Source organism: Stenotrophomonas maltophilia group sp. msm1, assembly GCF_032025805.1.
Classification (GTDB): domain Bacteria; phylum Pseudomonadota; class Gammaproteobacteria; order Xanthomonadales; family Xanthomonadaceae; genus Stenotrophomonas; species Stenotrophomonas hibiscicola.
The window spans coordinates 332,317-353,785 of the sequence record NZ_JAVSKH010000003.1; the positions used below are offsets into that span (position 1 = coordinate 332,317).

The 21,469-nt window shown below is 61.2% G+C and carries 19 protein-coding genes, 1 tRNA gene and 1 pseudogene; all 21 read right to left on the bottom strand.

All coding sequences use genetic code 11. From position 1 onward, the window contains the following. Positions 1-48: 48 nt before the first annotated feature. Positions 49-1,800: an AAA family ATPase gene (locus ROV95_RS16720; RefSeq protein WP_024957524.1), complete on the bottom strand. Its 1,752-nt coding sequence runs from the start codon at positions 1,798-1,800 to the stop codon at positions 49-51. A 21-nt stretch (positions 1,801-1,821) separates the two neighbouring features. Next, positions 1,822-4,467 carry a DEAD/DEAH box helicase family protein gene (locus tag ROV95_RS16725; RefSeq protein WP_024957523.1) on the bottom strand — a complete coding sequence of 882 codons (2,646 nt, stop codon included), beginning with the start codon at positions 4,465-4,467 and terminating at the stop codon, positions 1,822-1,824. Between the two features lie 2 nt (positions 4,468-4,469). After that, positions 4,470-6,125: a DNA methyltransferase gene (locus tag ROV95_RS16730; RefSeq protein WP_197697521.1), complete on the bottom strand. Its 1,656-nt coding sequence runs from the start codon at positions 6,123-6,125 to the stop codon at positions 4,470-4,472. Positions 6,126-6,252: 127 nt separating this feature from the next. Continuing rightward, positions 6,253-6,735, bottom strand: a complete 483-nt coding sequence (locus ROV95_RS16735) for a hypothetical protein (protein WP_024957521.1) — start codon at positions 6,733-6,735, stop codon at positions 6,253-6,255. Further along, a complete protein-coding gene (locus ROV95_RS16740; protein ID WP_024957520.1) occupies positions 6,732-7,115 on the bottom strand; it encodes a hypothetical protein in 384 nt (127 codons plus the stop codon). The genes ROV95_RS16735 and ROV95_RS16740 overlap by 4 nt, the downstream gene beginning before the upstream one ends. Further along, positions 7,112-7,426 carry a hypothetical protein gene (locus tag ROV95_RS16745; protein ID WP_024957519.1) on the bottom strand — a complete coding sequence of 105 codons (315 nt, stop codon included), beginning with the start codon at positions 7,424-7,426 and terminating at the stop codon, positions 7,112-7,114. Before ROV95_RS16745 ends, ROV95_RS16740 begins: the two co-directional genes overlap by 4 nt. Continuing rightward, positions 7,423-7,743, bottom strand: a complete 321-nt coding sequence (locus tag ROV95_RS16750; RefSeq protein WP_024957518.1) for a hypothetical protein — start codon at positions 7,741-7,743, stop codon at positions 7,423-7,425. Before ROV95_RS16750 ends, ROV95_RS16745 begins: the two co-directional genes overlap by 4 nt. A 295-nt stretch (positions 7,744-8,038) precedes the next feature. After that, positions 8,039-8,623: a hypothetical protein gene (locus ROV95_RS16755; RefSeq protein WP_024957517.1), complete on the bottom strand. Its 585-nt coding sequence runs from the start codon at positions 8,621-8,623 to the stop codon at positions 8,039-8,041. Positions 8,624-8,729: 106 nt separating this feature from the next. Then, positions 8,730-10,589, bottom strand: a complete 1,860-nt coding sequence (locus ROV95_RS16760) for an ankyrin repeat domain-containing protein (protein ID WP_077684467.1) — start codon at positions 10,587-10,589, stop codon at positions 8,730-8,732. 360 nt (positions 10,590-10,949) lie between these two features. Beyond that, entirely contained in the window at positions 10,950-11,963 is a 1,014-nt protein-coding gene (locus ROV95_RS16765) for a zincin-like metallopeptidase domain-containing protein (protein ID WP_111196844.1), read from the bottom strand. A 66-nt stretch (positions 11,964-12,029) separates the two neighbouring features. Further along, the gene (locus ROV95_RS16770; RefSeq protein WP_040008462.1) at positions 12,030-12,275 is read right to left on the bottom strand and encodes a hypothetical protein; all 246 of its coding nucleotides are present in this window, start codon (positions 12,273-12,275) and stop codon (positions 12,030-12,032) included. 62 nt (positions 12,276-12,337) lie between these two features. After that, positions 12,338-13,987 carry a phage/plasmid primase, P4 family gene (locus ROV95_RS16775; protein ID WP_008265409.1) on the bottom strand — a complete coding sequence of 550 codons (1,650 nt, stop codon included), beginning with the start codon at positions 13,985-13,987 and terminating at the stop codon, positions 12,338-12,340. 46 nt (positions 13,988-14,033) lie between these two features. Next, the gene (locus ROV95_RS16780) at positions 14,034-14,204 is read right to left on the bottom strand and encodes a ribbon-helix-helix protein, CopG family (RefSeq protein ID WP_140222693.1); all 171 of its coding nucleotides are present in this window, start codon (positions 14,202-14,204) and stop codon (positions 14,034-14,036) included. Between the two features lie 499 nt (positions 14,205-14,703). Then, positions 14,704-15,366, bottom strand: a complete 663-nt coding sequence (locus ROV95_RS16785) for an N-6 DNA methylase (RefSeq protein ID WP_136191691.1) — start codon at positions 15,364-15,366, stop codon at positions 14,704-14,706. After that, the gene (locus ROV95_RS16790; RefSeq protein ID WP_024957511.1) at positions 15,359-16,030 is read right to left on the bottom strand and encodes a DNA N-6-adenine-methyltransferase; all 672 of its coding nucleotides are present in this window, start codon (positions 16,028-16,030) and stop codon (positions 15,359-15,361) included. Before ROV95_RS16790 ends, ROV95_RS16785 begins: the two co-directional genes overlap by 8 nt. A gap of 125 nt (positions 16,031-16,155) precedes the next feature. Beyond that, positions 16,156-16,404: a hypothetical protein gene (locus tag ROV95_RS16795; RefSeq protein ID WP_024957510.1), complete on the bottom strand. Its 249-nt coding sequence runs from the start codon at positions 16,402-16,404 to the stop codon at positions 16,156-16,158. A gap of 210 nt (positions 16,405-16,614) precedes the next feature. Continuing rightward, entirely contained in the window at positions 16,615-17,586 is a 972-nt protein-coding gene (locus tag ROV95_RS16800) for a hypothetical protein (protein WP_312545387.1), read from the bottom strand. Between the two features lie 38 nt (positions 17,587-17,624). Next, entirely contained in the window at positions 17,625-18,404 is a 780-nt protein-coding gene (locus ROV95_RS16805; RefSeq protein ID WP_130519109.1) for a hypothetical protein, read from the bottom strand. A gap of 138 nt (positions 18,405-18,542) precedes the next feature. Beyond that, a tRNA-Thr gene (locus tag ROV95_RS16810) sits at positions 18,543-18,618 on the bottom strand. A gap of 58 nt (positions 18,619-18,676) precedes the next feature. Beyond that, positions 18,677-19,672, bottom strand: coding sequence for a 2-hydroxyacid dehydrogenase (locus ROV95_RS16815; protein ID WP_312545390.1), 996 nt, complete (start codon positions 19,670-19,672; stop codon positions 18,677-18,679). A gap of 100 nt (positions 19,673-19,772) precedes the next feature. Continuing rightward, positions 19,773-21,360 (bottom strand): annotated as a pseudogene (locus tag ROV95_RS16820) (autotransporter outer membrane beta-barrel domain-containing protein); the annotation flags it as partial. Between the last annotated feature and the right edge of the window lie 109 nt (positions 21,361-21,469).

The following is a 21,469-nucleotide window of genomic DNA, read 5'->3' on the forward strand; positions in this document are numbered from 1 at the left end:
CTCCGCGAGCGCTCCGGGCCGGTGGACTAGCCAACGTGCTAGCGGACGTTAGCGAGCCAGCCACTCCACGAGTTCTCGCACGCTTGCTGCGTCCGCACATGCTGCATCCACCCCATCGCTTTCGACCTTCACTTGGAACGCCAGCCAGGCGTGCTCCTTCTTTTCGGTCAGCCCAACATGAGGCTCGATGGCACCCCGGCTCCATAGCCAGATCGATTTGTCCCGAAGCTTTCGGACGAGTGCCTGGATGTGCGGCAATGCTTCTACTCTTTCCGCTAGAAGCTCGAAAGCCTTCGAGGCCGGGCCCTGGGGGCCCTTCTTAGGGAGTCCCCCTTCGTCCAAGGTGATCTGACCCTCGTCCGCCATCGTTCTTAGCATCGAGCGGCATGTAGCGATATCAGTGTCGCTCGGGTCAAGGAAACCGTGCTTGGTGGCCTGCCGAAACGCGTAATCAAGGTCCACAATCGCGCATGCTGGAAGGCCCAGCGCCTCCAGGATCTCCATGGACTTCTGGGTATCCGAGACGCCGCTCATCGCGACAATCGCGAGCGAAGACTGCCCCATGGTCTTGCCGGAGACTGCATTGAAGAGGCTGGGGAGCAACCGGAGCTCTGTCTTTCCCTCGGTCAAGACCACCTTGTCAGCGAAGAGCATCTGGGAAGAGTTGGTCAAACTGAAGATCTGGTGGAGCTGATGCGTAGGCTCGGCAACCAACTGCTCGACCACCGACTGAAGCCTGGGCCTTGCTTGGGTCCCCTGCGGATGCTTCTTCGTCATCAACAAAGCATTTTTAGCGTCGCGCGCGAGGATCATTTGAGCAGAGTGGGTCGAAAAGACCACCTGATAGCCCGACGCGGAAAGTGCCCTCAGTGCTTCGCGAACCTGCTCTACAGCAAAGGGATGCATGAACAGCTCGGGCTCATCAATCAGCAGCAGCGTCACTCCACCGGCTATGGCAACGCCTCGCTTGAGGTCAGCCAGGTGGCGCACCATTGCCATCTGAATAGCGCGCTGGGCACCATGCCCGTATGAACCAAATCCCCTGCCCTTTCCGTCTCCCTCATAGACCTTGACGGTTCCCGCCTTGATGAGGTCGTTCAACACAGGGACGGGGAAATCCAGCTTGATGCTCACCCCAGGGAACAGATCGGCGATTTTTTGATTGATGGAGGCGTCAATCCTCCCCAGCTCTTCAAATCGTTCTGCACCCTCAGCGGAAAGCATTCCAACGATTGCCAAAAGGTGCGGCGATAGATCCGCCTGATGCCTTTCTTGAATAGCTGCGACCATGTCTATTAAAAGCTTACCAATCGTCGTACTGGTCTTTGCCTTACTGGCATCCTCTTCCGCATCCTCCATAGCCCCGATCCGTATTGGATCCGGGAAAAGAGCTGAGATGGCCTGATCAATGCCAGTCGGATTTGGATCCCACTCGTTCGTGTCTAAGTTCAACACGGTCAGTGAAACGCCACTGCCAGCCCCTTGCTGATGCTTTCGGATGCGAAGCACGCCATCACGCACATGCGGCTCGATCCTTGTTCGATGCTTCAAGTCCAGCATGGCAAGGTCTTCTTCGACGATGCCATAGAGACGGCCAGATACCTCAATAGGCAGAAGTGGATCGTGGAAGTCTTCCTCCTTCCAGCGCCCCCCTTTTACCAACCATTGAAGTGCAGTGAGGCAGTTGCTTTTACCGCAGTTGTTCAACCCAACGAGTGGCGTGAACTCGGTCAGCTGCAACTGCGTAGAAACGCACGACCGAAAGTTGCGAATATCGAGATCTGAAATATAGACAGCCATTCCCTTCCCCCTGTTATGAAGTCACTCCCCGATGGCTGCCTTCAGCTGCTCGGTCACGCTGTTGCCCTTCTCATCCTTCAACTGGGCCATGAGGTAGATCCCCCTTCCCTTGCTCTTGCTGGCCCAGAGCTCCCCGATCATGCGTTTCTCCTTTTCGGAGTCCGCCGTGTAACGGTCGCCACCCTTGTATTCGACGACCAGCAGGCGACCGTCCTTGAGCTTGGCAACGAAGTCCGGGTAGGTCCGCTGCTTGGACGTCGGCATCCAGAACTGGCTCTTGTCCACCAAGTTTCGGACCCAAAACGCCACCTCATCCAGCTGATCGATGGCCTGGGCGCAGAGAAACTCCTCCCCCACCTTGCCCCCGGCGGTCTTCCATTGAAGATCGCCCACGAAGGGGTAGTAGTGCTTGCGGAAGCGATACGTGCCGCCTTGGTAGTAGGAGTGCGCCGGATACTGGGTCATGTCCGCGGGGTAGGTGAACATGGCATCGGGCTCATCGCTGACCACGATGTCGGCGTCGGCACCAAACAAGGCCTGCTGGAAGCCATCCTTGAGCGCCTCCGCCTTGGCGATCTGAAGCTGCTCGCCGAGCTTCCGTCGGAGCACGAACTGGCCATTGAGCAGTTGGGATAACGAGAAGCCGCGATCTTCGGACAGCCCGCCGATGGACCGGCGCAACCACTCCCGCAGCACGGGCTGCTTGACCGCTGGATCGCGGATCTTCTGGTCCAGCCAGCCCACCAGGTCCGCCTGTGTGCGGTCCTTGGCGAAGCCTGGCAAGTAGGTGTTCACGTCGTCATCAATCGGCGTGTAGCTGACCTTCTCTTCCACCAAATCGACTTCAAAGGTCTTGCTATCTGCATTGAACTTGAGGCTTGTCAAGTCCGGGGGATAGGCCAGCAAGTCCCAGGTGAAGCCCGGCGGCGTGGCGCCGCTCTCCACGAACTCCAGCTCGCCCTGCTCCATGACCCCAAGCCGGGGCACGCTGAACACTGCGCCGTTCTGGCTGGGGGCTTTGACGGCCTTGGAAGCGATCTGGTGGCGCTCGATGGTTGCCGTGGCCTCCTCCCGCTCCTTGGTTGGCACAGCCTTGGTGATCGCTTCCACGGTGGACTCGTCCACCTCGCCCGTGATCTCCACCGAGCCGCCCTTGCCTTCCTCGTTCGGAGTGAAAACAACGCTGGTCTGGTCCCGAGCAGGGATACCAGTAAGATCCGGTTGTTTGCTCACGGCAATGGTGGTCTTGGGCGTCACGGGAACCGGATTGACCTTGCCGCCTCGCAAGTCCAAGCCGGGCCCAGGTGTGGGATCCGGCAGCACCGCGCCCACGGCCTCCAGAGGGTTGAAGCCGATGTCGATGAGCGACTTGGTGAGCTCTGCGGCAGCCAGATTGAACGCCGCAGTGGTGACATGGGCGTAGGCCTTGTTCATGACCTCCTGCTTGCGGCGGGTGGCATACGGCATGCGCAGCACGCGGCCCAGCAGCTGCTGGATGTCCTTGTCGCTCTTGACCTGGGCCACCGAGCAGAAGACGTAGGCAAAGGAGCAATCCCACCCTTCCTTGAGCGCTTGCTTGGTGATGATGACCTCGATGGGGCAATCCTTGGCGAACAGGTCCACGCCGTCGATCTCGCGCTGATCGCCCGTGGCGATGGCAATCGCCTTCTCGGGCACCTTCTCGTTGTCGATGAGGTGCTTCTTGACCTCCTCGACCGTGGCAGTGCCCTTGGCGTTCTCAGCCTGAATCAGCAGGATGGGACGGATGTAATCCGGCTCGCCCAGCGCGGTCTTGCCCAACTCGTTGCGGCGGGCCACAGCGCTGCCCACGGCGACTTCCCATTGCCCGACGTGCTCCTTGAGCACGACTGGGAACTTGATCATGTCCGCGCCCTTGAGCTCAAAGGCACTGACGCTGACCAGCACATTGCTTTTACTGGCTTCCGGGGTTGCGGTGAGCTCCACCACTACCTTGGCACCCAGGCGCTCGTAGACCTGATAGGACAGGGGCGTGTTGGCATTGTGGGCTTCGTCGGTGATGACCAACGGACCGTGAAGTTTCAGCAGATTGGCAAAGGACGCGATGGCCTTTCCCGCCTTGTTCTGCTCCAAGTAGGGCAAATCGGACACGCTGCCGGCGAAGTGAGGCTCCAGATCTTCGTGGTGCTCGTAAACCTTGCGGCCTTCCTGGTTCTCCACGCGCAGCGCGGCCATCGTCGAAATGACCACGCAGACCTTGGTTCCCAGATCAGCAGGGCGGATGTGGGTGAAGTCTTCCACGTCGAACACCGCGACCTTGCCCCCAAACGCCTCGTCCAGCTCCTGGCGATAGGGGTGGCGGGGGTTCTTGAAGGCTTCCAGCGTCTGGGTCTTGATCTGGGTGGTGGGCACCATCCACATGACCAGCGGGAACTCGCGCTCGAGGTAGGCGTCGCCTGCCGCCTGGATGATGTGCGCGCCCATAACCGTTTTGCCGCCGCCAGTGGGGATGCGAAGGCAGACGTAGGGCGAGGCTTCCATACCCGGCATGGGCTTGTAGTGGGCGATCAGACCGGCATCCACGTTCTTCTCAAACGCGGATGCGGGGCCGGTCAGCCTGGCGTCTTCTAGGAACTGGGCCAGGCTGCACAAGGCCCGCTGCTGATACACCTTGAGAGAAAGAGCCATGCTTAGCGTGCCTTGATGTCGTAGGGGGTTTGCTTGAAGGTGATCTGGAGCTCTTCCAGCCGCTCCTTGGGCAAGTCGCAGGACTCGCCGTAGATCACCTTGGGCCCGTCAAATGGCTGCAGGCCTTTCACCACCCGCTTGGTCAGCACGTTGCCGCCGGTCTTGCTCTCGTCGCCCAAGATGCCATTGAACAGCAGGTAATAGCCGATCCCATGGTGCTCACCCAGGAACGGTTGCTTCGAGGCACGTGTGGAGCGTGCGGTGCCCGTTTCGGCAAACCAGACGTGGGCGGCCAAGTGTTCGAACTTGATGCCCTCGCGGATGTGACCTTGGTCATCGAATACGGGCACGCCGAGCTTGTAGAAGCGAAAGCCACCGCCACCTTTCCAACCGACTTCTTTCGAAATACCTGATTGCTCACCTTCCACAACGGATACAAGCCTCGCTTGGCAATGGCTTCGCGCCTGGTCACCTCGCTCAATACCAACAAACCTGCGATTGAGCTTCAAAGCAACTGCTGCTGTCGTCCCGCTTCCAAGAAAACTATCGAGAACAAGGTCCCCAGGTTTAGTCGTTAACTCAATGCAACGACGCAGGAGCCGCTCGGGCTTTTTACCTTTCTTAAATGTCACGCCGCCCTCGCCAGCAATGCCCTCCCACGAGATATCACTCCAGATATTCGTAAGCATTGAGGAGGCGACAGGCTCTCCATCAATCTCAACAACGTTCTTGCTGTAGAAAAGGATTTGCTGACCGTCCAAGATGTAGACCGTATCGAGCGATTCGCCCCGCTCCAGCTTTAGAACTTCACCAGGTCGAGTGAGAGACTCTTTCTTTAGATCAACGATTGCCTGACCCGCACCGGAGTCGCTAATGGATGCCAAGCGGCAGACTTGGCTTGAGTTCTTCAGAACCCACTTGTCGAAGTGCTGGAGAATAGACTTAGGGTGTTTGATCCTTGCGTTCCGCGGCACCTCAGCATATTTATCGGCAAGAGACGAAAACCTCCATTCACTCTCAGGCAAATCCCGGTTCTCCAGCCAAAGGTTGTAGGCATAGTCAACACCGCGTGGAATGCGGGCACTTACGTCTTCAAACTTCTCTTTGTCCTTCGCATACCAAAGAATGTATTCCGATGCTTTGAATACACCAGGATTGACAGTGCTAAATGCAGAAGGCGAGCGGGCAGCGATAGTTATCCTGTTGACGAAGTTGGACCGGCCAAAAATCTCATCCAGCATCACCTTCGCATAGTCAACCTCGTTATCGTCCAGATGAAGAAAAAGAGATCCCTTCTCTGAAACAAGCTCGTGGATGAGTTCGAGCCTGGCATACATCATTGACAACCAAATCGAATGCTCGAAGTTGTCGTCGTATTTCGGGAACATCGCTCCGGTATTGAACGGCGGGTCTATGTAGACGCAACCAACCTGGCCAGCGTAGTAAGGCAGCAACGCCTTCAACGCATCCAGGTTGTCGCCCTCGATCAGCATGTTGGGGGAGTCCACCTCCCCATAGGACAAGCTGACCACCGGCTCCAGGAGGCGGTAAGGCGTCAGGGCGGAACGGGTTAGGTCCTCGTCACGGTCGGACCAGTTGAGCAGCGGCATCGAATACATCCCCTCGAACAGGCTCCAAGTATCGTTCAGCGGGTGCATTTCGGCCAATGCTCCAAAGCCTAACGGCGGCTAAGCCATTGATCGAAATAACCTTCCCGTGATCGGGGCCTGATCGCGAACTATATGCTGGGCCACTTAGCGACCAGCGGGCCAAGAAGCATCTCGGCTACGGACGGCTGAGGCCCACCTTCCCGCAGTAGCGATAGACGGCGGAACTGCTCACCCCGAGTTCCCGCGCCAGGTGAGCCCGGCTGACCTCCTTCAAGCGAGCCCGAACCTGGTCCAGGGCCAGCCCGCGCAAGGTGCGGTGCTCTGGCCCTTTCAGGACACGCCCCAAGCGAAGGGCTCGGCGGTCCAGGCCGATGGTGGCCGGCGACAAGCCCAAGCGCTGGGCCACCTCGGCCGAGGTCAGCCCGGCTCGGACCAGCCGCTGCACCTGCTGGCGACGCTCAGCGAGCTCGCGGGCTTGGCGGTCCCGGAACGCCTGCCGTCCGGAGCCCGCCAGGCGGTGCCGCCGGACGAAGCGGTTCACGGCCTGGTGGGTGACGCCCAGGCGTTGGGCCAGGGCGCGCTGGCTCACCCCTTCGTCCAGCCAGGATTGAACCTGGGCCGGGGAGCGGCCGCCGAGGAAGCCTTTGCGCGGACTCATCGATCCATCGCCGCCAGGTCGCCTTGAATCTCGGAGGGTGACACACCAAGCGCCTGGGCGATGGCCCCAAGCGTCAGGCCTGCGGTCATGCCGGCGCCAATCGCATACCGCCGCTGACGTTCATAGGCTTGGCGACGAGCCTCCGGGTCGATGGGCATGGCATCGGACGGGTCTACCCGTCGGGCGTGCTCGATTTGATCCCGCTCACCACACGTTTGGCGGTGCGCGGCCAGGGCGTCGTCCACGTCCATGCTGAAAGGCGTGTTGCGTTGGGCAGCGTCGTAGATGGCTTGGATCTCCGCAGGCATGGGGAGCAGCTCGATGCCGTCAGGCCCGGGAAGAACGCCTGGGGCAAACAAGGTGGAAGGCTCGCGGTTCATCGGCCCACCCAGTAGCCCAGCCCCGCGCTAAGCAAGGTGGCCGCGTATAGAGCGGCGTCCTCAGCGCTGGAAATGTTGAGGGCCATTACCACCGCCCCGAATGCGAGCGTGAGGACGCAACCCGCGAAGATCCCCCCAAAAATCGCGAAATCCACGTAGAGCGATGCGTCGCGCTTCCCGGCGCAGAATAGGGCCAGCGATTGCTTTACGGTCGGGTAAGTCAACGCGATCATAAAAGAGAGAAACGCCGCCGAGCAGAGAAACACAGCAAGGACCAGCATGGAAAGGACCAGCATCGTCAACGCACTCATCCGCGCGACCTCCCCTTGCCCCAGAAAAAGGCCAGCAGACAGAGCACCGCGACCGTGCCGAGGACAAACAGGCCTCCCCCGGTGGCGAGCTGGTGCCAGACGCTGAAGGTGGCTTGGGCCAAGAACGCGGCGATGACCACCATCCCAACTCCAAACAGCCCGCCATGGATCACGACGCGGCCGTGCGTGCGAGCGTCTCGCTCACCGCCCCTCACCCGTTGCCAAGCTGCCTTGGCATCGCCAAAGCGCTTAAACGTCCAGAGAGGGACCAGGACCATGAGACTCAGCAGGGTCAGCAGAAGGATCGCGCTCACCATGGGCGGCCTCCCGCGCGACTCCTCAGCGGGCGCGCCTGGAAGGTGAGAGGCTGGCCCCACTGGCTGGGCTTCAGATTCCAAGCCATTGGGAGCTCGACCTTCGCGTGCAACCGGGCGTCATTCGGCAATGCTCCTGCAACCCCGGAACATTCCATGCCATCTAGGATCTGTCTCGCTGTATCCCCCGAAATGAGAGCAACTTTGTCAAAAGGAAGCTCAAAAAGTTCTCGGGGCAAAGAGCCCATGCCGTCCCAGACAAAGACCCCAACCGGAACAAAAATAATATAGATTGCCATCAGCGCTGCCCTCCAACGGCTACATTTTCTCTGCCCGCACCGATGACTACGGATACGGAAGCTGCCTCAAGCTCTGTAATCACTGGCTGCGCGGTCCCTTCGGAGCGGAGAAAAACTTGATCCCCCACCTCAAAAGCCCCCTGCTCGTCGCCCTGCATGTAGAACGGCAGAATGCGGCCAGCGATGCGCAGCGCACATACGCTGTCATCCACACCGTTGTTTCGCGTGTCGCGGCATGGGACGCGCTCATACGTCACTCGGAGCGTGTAGTAGCGCTGCGCCTCGTCAATCACCCACAGCGTGACGCTTTCGCGTGTTGCGGGGTTCTTCTTCAAGATTGAGTTGTAAGCCGCGTATGGGCCACGGCCCGGCGCTTCCATGGGTTCGAAGGACTGAACCCCGGTGGCGGTTTCCGTGGGGGACGCCTCCCAGGCGTGTGTGACCCTTACTGCGATGGTGTGCGGCGTGATCACGGTGGCATTCACCCCGACGGCAACGGCGACCGAATCGCTACGGGGCTCGGCGGCGCTGGCGGCAAGGGGGAGCAGGCTGGCAAGGGCCAGAGAAAGAATCAACGCGCGCATGAGGCCTCCTTTTTTGAATGGGTTGCACTACCCATAACAAACGGTTTGGTTTGCGCAAGGGGATCGGGAAAAGAAAAGGCGGCTTTCGCCGCCCTTTCCCTTGGCCTTAGAAGCGCGCTCGCAAGCGAGGGGCTTCCAGGGTTTGGCCGTCCTGCCCATGGGCCTTCATGGCCGCACCGACCTGCCGTTGGGCGTCGGCCCCAAACCCGCCTTCCGGTGGCTTCCAAGCATTGGCAGCGGGAAGAAGCTCGTCCAAGAGCTTGGATCGGTTGTGGGCTCGCAGCTCGTTCTCAGCGTTGTTCAAGAACGACTTGGTCTCTCGGTTGCTCGCAAAATCGATGGGCTTCATGCCAGGCTCGTTTCGAAAGCCGTTGACATGGTTGTCAAAGCCTTGCTCGCCGACGAGCTTACACCCCTTGTCCCAGTCCGCCCCTGCGAACACCAGTTCTCGGCAGAGTTCCGTCTTTCCCTGCTTCGCCGCTTCATGGAGGACGCTGTAGCCGGCATAGTTGTTGTAGGCCCAGCCCTCGTCTCCGTCGATGTTGAACGTTCGGTTCCGACTGACCAGTTCTTCGTTGGGATCCACCTGCTCCAGCAGACGTTTGGCGTCGCCGGCCTCAACGAGGGCCACAATGTTGAGCACGCGGTCTTGCTCCTCCTTCGTCTGCTCCGCCTTTTCCGCGGCCTGCTCTTCCGCTTCGGCATCCCAATACCGAGCCTCGTGGTAGTAATCCCGGCTCGCATAAGGGGTTTCCCCCCTGTCGTTCTCTACGTGGTGCTGGGGAACGCCTCGCCCCACCCCATCGACCAACTCTTCCATCGCGCGCTCGTCCGCGGTATGGGCAGGAATGTTTCCCTCCATGTCTTTTGCGTCAACCTGGGCCCCGGCCAACACCAACGCCTGCACCATCTCCCCCGTTTTGACGTAATGAAGCGCGGTTCGGCCCAGCGCATCGGTGTCCCTCACACTACCGCCCTGCCCCAACGCAGCGACAAGCTCGCTGGGCGTCTCGGCCAGGAAAATCGGGTCGGTCGCCGCATCGACGCGCTCACGCGGCGAAAAATCGTCTCGGTGGTTCCGAATACTTTCTCGATAAAGCATAGGATCATGTTTTAGCGCTGGCTCGCCATTCGAGTTCAGCAGGGAGGGATCGGCCTTGGCATCCAGCAAGCGCAGCACAACGCTTGGGTCGCTGGCCAGGTGGAGCGGGGTGTCTCCCCCGTCCGTCCGCAGATTCACGTCGGCGCCGGCATCGATAAGCATGTGGCAATCGCCTTCAAGCCCTCGCTTCGCAGCAACATGCAGAGCGGATTGCCCTTGGCTTAGGGCATTGACATCCGCTCCGGCCTTCGCCAACAGCGCCAAACCTTCCGCAGTAGGTTTTTCGGACCAAGCGGGTTCCCTTTGGTATGTGCTCAACAGGCGATCAAAAGGCGAACGCCCTTGTTTGTCCAACGCGTGAACATCCGCCCCAGCCGAGATAAGCAGTTCCATCTGCCACGGCTCCTGACATTTATGCAAGGCGGAATCGCCGCGCGCGTCGCGATACCCTTTCACATCGGCGCCGTCTTCGATGGCCTGCCTTACCTCGTCCTCGAAGCGACCCTTCGTCTTCAGACCAGCGAAGGCCAAAGTGCTCCCCAACCGATCCGTTGCCTCATCGTTGAACGATGGGGGCGCACTCTGCGATCCCAACCGGGTCCGACTAGAAGATGGGATCGCCCCTTGGGCCTGCAGAGCGCTCTGTTGACCCGACCGGGTCTGATTGGAAGATGGGATCATCTGAGGACGTTCACCGGGTGAAACTTTTACCGGCTCCACCGAAGCCACTGGCCGCTGGCTTGAATCATCCAAGCGCTCCCGGACCGGGGGTTCAGGCGGCTCAGAAGAAGCCACGCCTGGTAGTTCCGTGTCCTTTTGACGGATGAAGGGTCGAAGTAGATTTGAAAAGACGTTGCCAGCCATGGTTCCTCCGCTTGGTGAGTGATACTCATGTCTTAACAAAGAAAGGGGGATGCGCAAGGGGCCGCAAAGAGAAAAGGGGCGGCTTTCGCCACCCCTCTCAACCCAGCGTAAGAAGCTCAAGAAAAAACATGGTGCCTAGTTAGTGATTTCTCAGGTCGGTTAACTAAGCATTCTTTCCACCCCGGCGACAGCAACCACCGGAAACCACCGATACAGCAAGGATAACCACCCAACCACCTTCTAACCGCTCACCCTGGAAAAGTTCTCAGTTAGAAGTAGAGGAATCGGACCACAGCCGGGTCTTCCCCCAGCACATTCATTTCTAACTCGAAACCTCAAAAGGTCAACCCCCTACCTGCGCTAAGCAACCTGGCGTTCCTTGCGTCGCGATGGGGTCCTTCGACCGGCTTCCGTCTTTCGCCCCTGCTCCATGTCCTGCTCCTTCTTGACCTGCGGCAGCGGCTCGCGTTCAAACGCCGGGATGTCCAAAAAGGTCATGACCTTCTCCGCTTGGCTGGCTGCGCGGAACAGGGTCCTGGGGTCATCGGCCAGGGCTTTCATCCAGGACTGCAGGTAGGCGGCGTGTTGCTCTTCGTGCTCCTTGCCCAGGGCAATACCCAGGCGCTCGGAAATGAACAAACTGGACAGCTCTGCAACCAGCTCCTCTTTGGCGTAGTCCTGGCTGCCGAATCGCCCGGTCTGGTCTCGGTCGAGGCGGTGCTTCGCTCCAGTCCAATGGGCCAGTTCGTGGAGCAGCGTGGCCTGATAGCTGACGTCATCTCTGAAAGTGTGGTGCTTCGGCAGGTGGATTGAATCGGCAGCGACGCTATAGAACGCCCGGTTGCCACCGTCGTGGTGAACCTTCGGCTGGTGACGGTCCAGCAGCTCCCGCACACGCAAGTTACGGATCGACTCGGGCATGACGAAGGGCGGCGGGGGCTCCGGCATGCCGTCGATCTGGCTGGCATTGAACACCGTGGCGACGAACACCGATGGTCCCTGGTATCCGCTCTTCTCTTCGCCTTCGGTCAACGGCTCGGCCCCGTCTTTGGCTTTGCCGGCCTTGCTGAAATCCCAGTAAGCGATCTGCTGGCCCTTTTCGCCGCGCTTGACTTGGGCCCCAATGCTTTCTGCCTGCCGGTAGGTCAGCCAGCGATTGTCGTTGTAGCCATGGGCCATCTGCGCCCCGAGAAGGATCAGTGTGTTCGAGCCCCTATAGGACTTGCCCGAGGTTGGATTCCACGGCCCGTTGATCGAGCCGTTCTTCGGGGCGTCGGGGTCGTTCCAGGGTCGGCGCCAGGGGATGGTGCCCTGCTTCATGAGGTCGAGCATTCGCTCGGCGGTGGCTTGGATGAGATCGGAATACTTGGACATGGGTGGTTGCCTCAAATCTTTTTCAACCTCCTGCGCCTCTCAACAGGTGGTTGTGGGTAGATGGGGTCAGAACTCGATATGAAGGGTCAGACTCTTGCGGTGATACAACGCTCGCCGCACCAGCTCGGCGATTTCGTCCTCGCTGCGCAATCCCTGGTCGCCGTCTTTTCCCAGACGGACGTGGAGACCAAACCCGCTTTGCACGAGCAAGTATTGCGGGTCCGCTTCCGGTGTCTCTGGGCTCTCTAGATCGGCAGCGGTGATAGCTTCTTCGTGGAAAGCGTCTTCGGGAATGTGGTCGGGCGATGGCATGGGGGCTCCGTCTTGGTTTGGATACCCCTTTGCAATAGCGCACCATCGCCGGTTGTAAAGGCCTACGCGGCTTCAGCCATCGGTGCGCCCGACAGGAGGGCGATGGCTTCCATGGCCTCTTTGCTCAGAGGGTCACCCAACGGAACCTCCTCGTCCGGGATGGCCTGGGGAGCCCCGCCCTCCAGGCGCGGCTTCAATCCCCCCACGCGCAGGTTGACCCAGCGCTCGGCCTTCGATCCCTTCGTCGCCTTCTTCTGCTTCTGCTGGAGCCCCGGCATCCGTTCGCGCACCCGCTTCCAAAGCTCTTCAGCACCCACCGGCTTGCGGCCCAGCTCATCCAGAACGTAGTTTCGGTAGTCTGCATAGATGTCGTTCTTGTCGGTCCACGTGCCTTCTTCTTCGATGACCATGCGCTCGGCGAAATAAGATGCCGTGGTGTCCGTCTCTTGCCGGGTCTGCTCGGCCAGCGCTTTGACGGCCTCGGGCATTTCCTCGGGCAGGCCGCCACGCTCAATGAGGCGCATGGCCCCCTCCAGCAGCCAGTCGATGATCACGGCCATTTCCGCCGGGTCCTCGGTCAGCTTCTTGTGGAAGTCCGGATCGCGGTCCTTGTCGTTCTCGGCCAGGCGCACATTGAACGGGATCATGCAAATCTTTCGCCAGAAGCCGTGTTCGTGACTCGTCACCGAGAACATGGCGTTCAGTGCCAGGAAGAGCGTGCCGCGCGGCACCGTGGTGTAGGCATCTTTGCCCTTGTTCTCCGCTGACATGGGATCGCGCGAGATAAGCGCCTTCAAGACCTGCTGGATGGGATCGGAGAGGACCTTGGGCGCCTCTGTCGCCAGATAAAGAGTCTTGGAAGCGAGAGGTGCCATGGCGAACTGCCCATCCAGCTTGTCGATGCGGACCGCAGTGTTCTTGGGGTGGATGGCTCGCAGGACGTGAAGCAAGGTGCTCTTGCCGTTGCTGCCGCTTCCCAGCAACAGGAAGGCTTTTTCCAGGCACATCGGCATGACCGACGACGCCATGGCTTCTTGAAGCAACCCTCGCACGGCCATGTCCGGCATGAAGCGATCCAGATATTTGGCCCACCGCGACTTGGGGTCCAACGGCTTGGGGGTGTAGCGGCCGGACCTCACCTGGTCGAGGTTGAGCTTCGCTGGGACCAAGGAAGTGATCCCGTGTTTGGGGTCGGCCGGCAGGTATTCGATGTAGGCCTTCTTGTTGGCGTCCTTGAGGATCTCCAGGTAACCGCCCTTCAGCGGCACGATGGCCCGATGCTGGCTTTCAGGCAACTTCATGCCAGGCAAGCGGATCATTTCGAGAATGGCCGTCTTGACGCAGCTGGTCGCGCTGCTCTGCTTGGCGTCCTCCGGGGCGTGCTTGCGCATCCAGTCCAACGCGTGGGCTTCTACTTCCCGGGTGGCTTGCGGGGCCCAGATGCCTTCGGACTCATTCCACTGATACAGCGAAAAATCGATCTCGCCGTTGTCCATCTTGCCGCCAATGCGGAAACAGTTGGCGCGGCGCATATCGTCGGCATAAGCCAGCTCAAACGAGAGGTCTTCCCCAATAACGCCCAGGTCATCCGTGGCGTCGTTGGGATTGGCATCGGCCCCAAAGGCCTTGCCCTTTTTCTTCGGAGCCTGATCAACGGCGTCGCCATTGGCCTCCCCGCCCTTGACAGGGCCAGTCTTCGACTTACTCTTCATGTTGTAATCCCTAGTAGTAAACGCCCCGGTTCGCACCCGGGGTTTTTTATGCCGCTTGACTGGGGCGATGCACCCACTCTTGAAGCGCCTGACGCATGGCCTCGGAAGGGGTTTGCCCACGGGCCACCGCCGTCTCCTCCACCAACGCCTTAAAACTTTTGCTGACCCGGGCCTTCAACAACTCATCCCGTGCGGTCTTTTCGCGTTTCGTCTTCACTGCCTGCTCCGTTTCTTGATTTGTGGTCCTGTTGTGGCCACAAATCCATCTAAGCAGGCTTTACGGAACTGGCAAGGGCTCGCGCCAACGGATGTTCGTTTCTGCTTTCGATGCTCCAGAAACACTTGAAAGTGTGAAATACCTCAAGCATCAGCCTGGGAGGTAGCAAGTGCTTGTTACCCACTTGTTACCCTTCAAACCCTTATGTTTACTGGGGGTAACAGGTGGTAACAAGGTAACAAGTGGTTTAAGAGATCCACGCAAGAAAAATCCACTCACCGCTCACAACATCCATGCATACACCCATCGGGAGCTCGCGATCCACCCGTTACCCTGTTACCCCTTGTTACCTCCTTATGGGACAAGGCTTTCACGGGTAACAAGGGGGTAACAGGTGCTTGTTACCTGTTAGGAAAAACAAGAGCAAAAGCGGCTTGAAGCAAGAGCCGGCGGCTGCTCGCCGCCGAGTCTTGAAGAGGGAAAGGCGGGCCTCCGGCCTCTACTCGTAGAGGTGGAAGTGGGACCAAAACCCGGGGCGCCTGGGACCGGTCAGTTCGTTCCCCACCGTGACTTTGACCGCCCCAAGCGGCAGGAAATGAAACGTTTGATTCGCGTGGATCTGCAAAGCCGTCATCGCTGCGCACAACGGATCGATGTCACCCGCCAGCACCAGGATTTTTTCGCTTGGAAGGTGTTTCAGTTGACTCCTGATCGCGGCAAGGGCAAGCGAACCCGCGCCGCAACAGCTGTCGTAGACCTTGGCTCCGCTCCCACCAGGCCGATGCCTGGTGGCAAGGGCTTGAACCAGATCGAGAAGATCGCCGGGAGTGAAAGACTGACCCAGCCCTTCTCCACCCTTCCTGGCCAGCAGCTCGGCATGGACCCGTCCCAGGACATCGTCAAACGGCCTGCTTGCGAAGACCGCTTTGATGTAAGCGTTGATGGCTGCTACCACTTCAGGCGCTTCTTCGACATTTTTTTTCAAGGGTCCAAAAGCAAGGACTTTGGTGTCGAGGTGACCCTTGGTGTCTGCGTGGATATGTGCCATTGACATCAGTGCGTGCTGAACGAACGTTTCGAATGCAACCCGCGGATTCCACGGCTTGCCAGGAGTGGAAGGAATGGCGCGGATGGCCTTCACAAGCGCAGTGACCTCATTCATTGTTAGCCGCCCCCACGTCAGCGCCCGCCACCCGGCTCACGTGGGCCATGTCGAGGTAGGTTCCGCGAATCAGGCCAGACTCCACTCCCCGCTTGAGCCTGCGCGCGGCTGCAGCACCGTAGCCGATGAACACCGATCCCGCCGGGCAACTCGTGCCCAGGGTCCCATCCGGGCGGCAGAACGACAGACGCCCCTTCGTGAACACCACCGCTGAAACGCTGGGGTGGTTGAGCACCGACTCCTGCATCCAGCTCGTTTCCATCCGCGCCAGCACAAGGGCAATCCCGTTGCCATGCTCGGCGGCCTTCTCCATCCAGCGGTGCTGGCTGGTCGGGCTGTTCTTGTGCCCGCCGTAGGGCGGATTCATCCACACAAACGCCGACTTTGGCCAGGGCGTCTTGAGCCCGTCGTCGCTGGGCTTCAGCATCCGGGTGGCCGTGCGCCAGGGCATGCCCTGCTGCGGGATGCAGGGATCCAGGTCAAACGGACCCAGGCCGTGGACGATCTCCGGCGGGGTGAGCCAGGTTTCGGTCGTGATGCCTTCCGGCGCCCGGTCGTAACCAACGTTGTTGGCGACGGCGAGCGAAAGCCTGGTCTGCTTGGGCTTCTTCGCGGGCTTCTTCGGCTTGGTCGAAACAGGGAGGGGGCGAGCAACAACGTTCATGGGAAATCTCCAGGTTTGAGTTTTTTGGGGCAAAGCTCCGCCAGCACGGCTGGTCGGCCGCGTTTCGCGAAAAGGGTTGAGGGGTTGGGCCAGACCTGGCCCCGGGCTACCGCTGCGCTGCTGGCTTAGCCGTTGGCGGCGTCTTGGACGTCGAGGAAGGCGTCCAGCGTTGCCAGCTGCAGGGTGAGCACCTGGCCGGAGGGCACGCCCCGCAGGTCGCGGTTGGGCACGTTGACCGACGTGCTGGTGTCGGCGGCAAGCACGCCCAACGCGTGGGGCAGAACGTCGGCCAGGGCGTCCGCGAGGGCCTGCGAGGTCACGTTAGAGAACTGGTTCAAGAGCGAGGGGTCGAGCGAGAGGATGAGCGGTTGCATGACTGTCTCCGTGCTGGTGTGGCTCCATTTTCCAGTCACGATCCGCGCGCTTCGATGCCCTAAGAGGGCCTCCCCTCTTGGACCTGAATCCTCATTCATCCAGCCACGCTGGGGCGGCGGCGGAAGCCGCTGCCTCCCCGCTTTTATCTCTCCACGACCGAGCCGGCGGGCAGCCGGCGAGACAGGGGCGTTGCGCCCCTGAAGGGCCGTCTAAAAGGGCGTTCCCTTTCTGCTCGGGGCAGGGGCCGGAAGCGAGACGTCCAGCAGTTCCGCCCTTGCTTCGTTACGAGCCGTGAGCGCCATCTTCGCGTCCTTCATTCGCTCTGCTTCGCGCGCTTTCAGCACCATGGCTGGCGCGGCCTGCGGGTCCTCTTCGGCATCGAATGCAGCCCGGGCTTCCGATGCGTCTTTGATGGCCAGGGATTCCTCCCACGCCATGAAGTCGGAAACGGCACCCAGCCAGTCCTTGTGGCATTGGAGCAACGCGCCTTTCAGTGCGGGCTGTGCCCAAGGCATGCCGAACGCTTCGGCCAGTCCGCACTTCTCGACCTCGAGTTTGAAGTAGTTGTGTTGATCAACCTCAGCGATGCTCTTGCCTCGGAAGAACATCCGAATGTGATCCTTCGCGCCCAAGGTTTGACCAGGTCTTACCGACGCCACCACCCGCTCGCCTCGCTCATCGACCCCAATCGTGAGCAGGAGGTCGCCATTGAGCTGCTCTCGAAACGTCGCCAAGCCTTCCGGCAACGTTCGCGTGGCCCCCAAGAGATGGCCTGGCTCCCTCGCGTCCCGCCATGGGCGCCCTGCCGGACGCGTTTTCTCGTCCTCGAGGGCGTCGAGAAGGTCCACCAACGATATGGCTGCGTGGGTGCGTGCCTGCCCCGGCTTGTCCACCACCACGCCCACCTTGCGAGCCCACGCGTTGAAGGCTTCGTAAGTCATGTTCAGCAGGCCCGCGGCCGCGGCTGCGGTCCATGTGTCCATCCACACCGCCTCCCGCTTGCCAGCCCCCAGTTCCTGGCGTTGCTTCTTCTCATCGGCCAGCTCTTTGTCCAGAGCGCGCAGCAACTTTCCCCAGGTTACCCCCCACCCGCCCGCGAACGTGTCATCCACGTGCCCGTAGCGGTCAGCATAGCGACGGATCAGCGCCGCTTCGGTCTTTGCTTTCGAATCAAACGACATACGGGGCAACCACTAGGATCGGTGGGGACTGTAGATGCTTAGAAGCGGAACGGCGTGCGAGTGATTGGGTCCGCCGCGGGCGGCAGACCGTCGTCCAAGCCTTGAGCACGGGCTTGGTTGCGGACCTCCCTCCACGCCGCCTGGAACGCGGACTGAGCCGCCTCCATCGCGTCATCGAATGGCTCGCGCGCCGCAACGCTGGTCCAAGGCTCCAGCAGCGCCTCGGCCAGGGGGGCCTCCCAGATTTCGCCCTCTGCCAGGGCCCTGTCGCGCTCCTCGATGGGCAGCAGTTGCACATGGCCCACCAAACGCCCGTTCTGCCGCACCCAGGGCTGAAGCTCGGCGAAGCAGTCGGCGGGCGTTGCGGTCAGCGCAGGGCGCGGCAAGGGCTGCCCCAGCACGGCCAGCACCTCGCCCCAAAACTCCGCTGCATCGAAGGTGGCCAACGCAAAAGCCAGGGACGTCATGTCGGCCAGTGCCATGTGCTTGGCCCGGTCAGGAACCCGCCCCCCCTTGCGCGGCACGATGGGGTTGGCACGGGTGACCGTGTGCCGGGCTGGGTGGGCCTTTGGGGTGGCCTGCCCGGCCGCGTCGGTGTCTGTGAGCCCGTCGAGCGCCTCGGCGAGCGCGGTCACCGGCACCAGCCAACTACCGCCCAGTTTGCGCAGGCCGGGAACGATGACGCCGGCCGCCAGTTGCTCGCGGGTTTGCTCGTAGCCGCCGGCCCCCGTTCGGTTGAGCACGCGCGCCACGTCTTCGACCGACAAGAGCGGCTTGTCGGGGAACATGGTGCGCAAGATGTGCAGCATTCCGTTCATGGGCTGGGGAAAAAGTGGGGAAAAACGATCCCTGGAAATCCCTGTTTTTCCCGGGGTGGACTGGGGGTGGCAAGAAAAAGGGGCTGGACGGATACCCGGCCAACCCCTTGATTTTACTGCTTTTTGCAACCTTGAAACTGGTGCCGGAAATAGGAATCGAACCTACGACCTACGCATTACGAATGCGCCGCTCTACCAACTGAGCTATTCCGGCGGAGCCCGCGATTTTACGGGCTGGGCGCCCCGGCGGTCAATCCACCCGGCTCAGCCCGCTACACCCGGTTCGCACACACCCGCCCCTCGGCAAAGTCCCGCAGGTTCCCCAGCGTGATCGCCGAGATCTCCTGCAGCGCCTCCACGGTGAAGAAGCCCTGGTGGCCGGTCACCAGCACGTTGGGGAAGGTCATCAGGCGCTGGAAGGCCTCGTCGTCGATGATCTCGCCGGACAGGTCCTGGAAAAACAGCGCGCTTTCCTGCTCGTACACGTCGATGGCCAGATGACCCAGCCGGCGCGCCTTCAGCGCGCGGATCACCGCATGGGTATCGACCAGTGCGCCGCGCGAGGTATTGACCAGCATCGCGCCCGGCTTCATCCGCGCCAGCGACGCGTCATTGATCAGGTGGTGGGTCTCAGGCGTCAGCGGGCAATGCAGCGACACGATGTCGGCACGTGCCAGCAGTTCATCCAGCCCGACCCTATCGCCGATTCCGCCGAACGCAGCCGACGGATACGGGTCGTGTCCCAGCACGATGCAGCCCATGCCCTTGAAGATGCGCGCAGTGGCCAGGCCGATCTTGCCGGTACCGACGATGCCCACGGTGCGGCCATGCAGGGTGCGCCCGAGCAGGCCATCGAGCATGAAGTTGCCTTCGCGCACCCGGTTGTAGGCGCGATGGGTCTGCCGATTGAGGGTCATCACCAGCGCCAGCGCATGCTCGGCCACGGCTTCAGGCGAATAGGCCGGTACGCGTGCGACGAACAGATCCAGCGCTTTTGCAACCGCCAGATCCACGTTGTTGAAACCTGCGCATCGCAGCAGCACGGCCCGCACCCCCACCGCATGCAGGGTGTGCAGCACCGGCGCATCCAGGCGGTCGTTGACGAACACGCATACGGCTGCGCAATCCTGCGCCAGCGCCGCCGTGTGCACGTCCAGCGCCACATCGAAGTACACGAACGCAAAGCCGTCCCCAGCCGCATCGCGCTGGTTGGCCTCATCAAGGAAACGGCGGTCGTAGGGACGGGCACTGAAGACGGCGATCTGCATGGATGGGCCTGGGTGGAATGCCATACCGACGATACCGCAGCAGCGCCCGCGTTGGGATGGCACCGGCGATGCCGTCATCGCCGGTGCCGGGTGCCACTTGGAACCTGTAGCCCAGGCCCAGCATCACGCCGTTCTGGATCTGCCCGTCGCGGCGCTCACCCACATAGTCGGCCATGATCGACAACCGTTCGCTGGCGCGGCTGGTCATGCCCAGGTTCCAGGCCAACACCTGCTCGCCCACCGCCTGGCTGCTGGCGCCGAACACCAGGTCCGGTGCTGCAGCAAAACCGGTGCTGTAACGGGTCTGCGAATCGCCCGGCTCCTTCTGCCAGACCACCCGGGCGCGCGGGGTGATGCGCTCGCCGTTGTTGCCTTCGAACGTCTTGAACAGCTGCAGGCCCGCACCCACGCGGATGCTCTCCAGGCTGCCGCTGCGACCGATCAGTGCTCCGATGCCCTCCCCTTCATTGAAGCGCGTGGCCGAAGTGCGCGCGCAATCCACCACCGGCAGCAACGGCTGGATCACCAGGCCCTTGCCGGTGGTGAACGAGAACGCATGTTCAACACGTGCGGAGATCGCATCGTTGCTGTACTTCGCGCGCAGGGGCTGCTGCAGGCCATCGATACCGCCGATGCTGCGACGGGTCTCATGCCGCAGATCGGTGTAGCGCACGGCCGCCGACAGATAGCCGCGCGCGTACGTCGCATCGAGGTAGCCGCCCACGTCCAGCGCGCGCACATCTCCGGTGAAACCAGAGCCATCGCTGGCCATGGCGCTGTCCAGCGTGGAGACATCCAGATCAGCCAGCCGCAGCTTGGACAGCAACAGGCCCTGGATGTCCGGGTCACTGAGGTAACCCTGCACCGAGAGCGCACCGATGCCCTGCGGGTCGCGGCTGGATGCGGTGTAGATGCTCTGTGCGACATTGATGTAGGTGGATCGCCAGTCGGTATTCCAGCGTGTGAAGTCGTCGTCGACGAATGCCCGCAGCTGGCGTCCGGTGCGCAGGTAGCCGGGATTGATGTCACCGGTCACGTTGGCGGTGACGTTCAGGGTGTCGCCCGGATCGCGGTACCCGTTCGCGGTGATGATCCTGTTGCTGTAGATGTCCTGGCCGGGGAACAACTACAGCTTGCTGCCACTGCCATCGGGGTCGAAGGTGACCGAGGGACCGGTGCCGCGTGCCGGATCGCGCAACACCAGCAGGCCGTTCGGCTTCACCACTTCATACATGACCTTGTGCAGCAGCCCGGCATCCATGCCACCACCGTAGTTGCCACTATAGATCTGGGTCATGCGCGGCGACGGCGTGTAGATCACCTTGCCGCCGCTGCTGGCTGCGTGGATCTGCACCGAGTCGATGAGCGGCAGATCGCCGGCCAGATAGCGCTCGACGCCGCCGGACTGCATGATCGAGCAGGACGAGATGCATTGCCGGACACGATGGTGTTCAGCCCGGAGGTGTGGATGATGCCCTGCAGCCACTCCCCGGTGATCAACGCGCCACCATTGGACGCAGCACCACCTCACGGACCGGCCGGCCTTCGGCCTGTGCCTTGGCCAGCAATGCCGGCAGGGACACCGCGTCGGCGTAGGTCACATCTCTACTCAGGAAGATGCGATCGCCCTGCACGTGATAATTGGTTGCCATGACGTCATCCACCACGGCTATGGCGGCAACGCCCATCAGCCCGGCCAGGGCCAGGCGAGTACTTCATGCGTTCTCTCTCCACCCGCAACACGCGGATGGAGCGATCAACGCCGCAGCGGGATGATCTCCCCCAGTGGAACGGATC

What these genes read in the sequence shown, in the direction of transcription:
- ROV95_RS16720 (WP_024957524.1), bottom strand. Translation starts at nt 1,800, where the DNA reads ATGGCTGTCTATATTTCAGATCTCGATATTCGCAACTTTCGGTCGTGC.
- ROV95_RS16725 (WP_024957523.1), bottom strand. Translation starts at nt 4,467, where the DNA reads ATGGCTCTTTCTCTCAAGGTGTATCAGCAGCGGGCCTTGTGCAGCCTG.
- ROV95_RS16730 (WP_197697521.1), bottom strand. Translation starts at nt 6,125, where the DNA reads ATGCACCCGCTGAACGATACTTGGAGCCTGTTCGAGGGGATGTATTCG.
- ROV95_RS16735 (WP_024957521.1), bottom strand. Translation starts at nt 6,735, where the DNA reads ATGAGTCCGCGCAAAGGCTTCCTCGGCGGCCGCTCCCCGGCCCAGGTT.
- ROV95_RS16740 (WP_024957520.1), bottom strand. Translation starts at nt 7,115, where the DNA reads ATGAACCGCGAGCCTTCCACCTTGTTTGCCCCAGGCGTTCTTCCCGGG.
- ROV95_RS16745 (WP_024957519.1), bottom strand. Translation starts at nt 7,426, where the DNA reads ATGAGTGCGTTGACGATGCTGGTCCTTTCCATGCTGGTCCTTGCTGTG.
- ROV95_RS16750 (WP_024957518.1), bottom strand. Translation starts at nt 7,743, where the DNA reads ATGGTGAGCGCGATCCTTCTGCTGACCCTGCTGAGTCTCATGGTCCTG.
- ROV95_RS16755 (WP_024957517.1), bottom strand. Translation starts at nt 8,623, where the DNA reads ATGCGCGCGTTGATTCTTTCTCTGGCCCTTGCCAGCCTGCTCCCCCTT.
- ROV95_RS16760 (WP_077684467.1), bottom strand. Translation starts at nt 10,589, where the DNA reads ATGGCTGGCAACGTCTTTTCAAATCTACTTCGACCCTTCATCCGTCAA.
- ROV95_RS16765 (WP_111196844.1), bottom strand. Translation starts at nt 11,963, where the DNA reads ATGTCCAAGTATTCCGATCTCATCCAAGCCACCGCCGAGCGAATGCTC.
- ROV95_RS16770 (WP_040008462.1), bottom strand. Translation starts at nt 12,275, where the DNA reads ATGCCATCGCCCGACCACATTCCCGAAGACGCTTTCCACGAAGAAGCT.
- ROV95_RS16775 (WP_008265409.1), bottom strand. Translation starts at nt 13,987, where the DNA reads ATGAAGAGTAAGTCGAAGACTGGCCCTGTCAAGGGCGGGGAGGCCAAT.
- ROV95_RS16785 (WP_136191691.1), bottom strand. Translation starts at nt 15,366, where the DNA reads ATGAATGAGGTCACTGCGCTTGTGAAGGCCATCCGCGCCATTCCTTCC.
- ROV95_RS16790 (WP_024957511.1), bottom strand. Translation starts at nt 16,030, where the DNA reads ATGAACGTTGTTGCTCGCCCCCTCCCTGTTTCGACCAAGCCGAAGAAG.
- ROV95_RS16795 (WP_024957510.1), bottom strand. Translation starts at nt 16,404, where the DNA reads ATGCAACCGCTCATCCTCTCGCTCGACCCCTCGCTCTTGAACCAGTTC.
- ROV95_RS16800 (WP_312545387.1), bottom strand. Translation starts at nt 17,586, where the DNA reads ATGTCGTTTGATTCGAAAGCAAAGACCGAAGCGGCGCTGATCCGTCGC.
- ROV95_RS16805 (WP_130519109.1), bottom strand. Translation starts at nt 18,404, where the DNA reads ATGAACGGAATGCTGCACATCTTGCGCACCATGTTCCCCGACAAGCCG.
- ROV95_RS16815 (WP_312545390.1), bottom strand. Translation starts at nt 19,672, where the DNA reads ATGCAGATCGCCGTCTTCAGTGCCCGTCCCTACGACCGCCGTTTCCTT.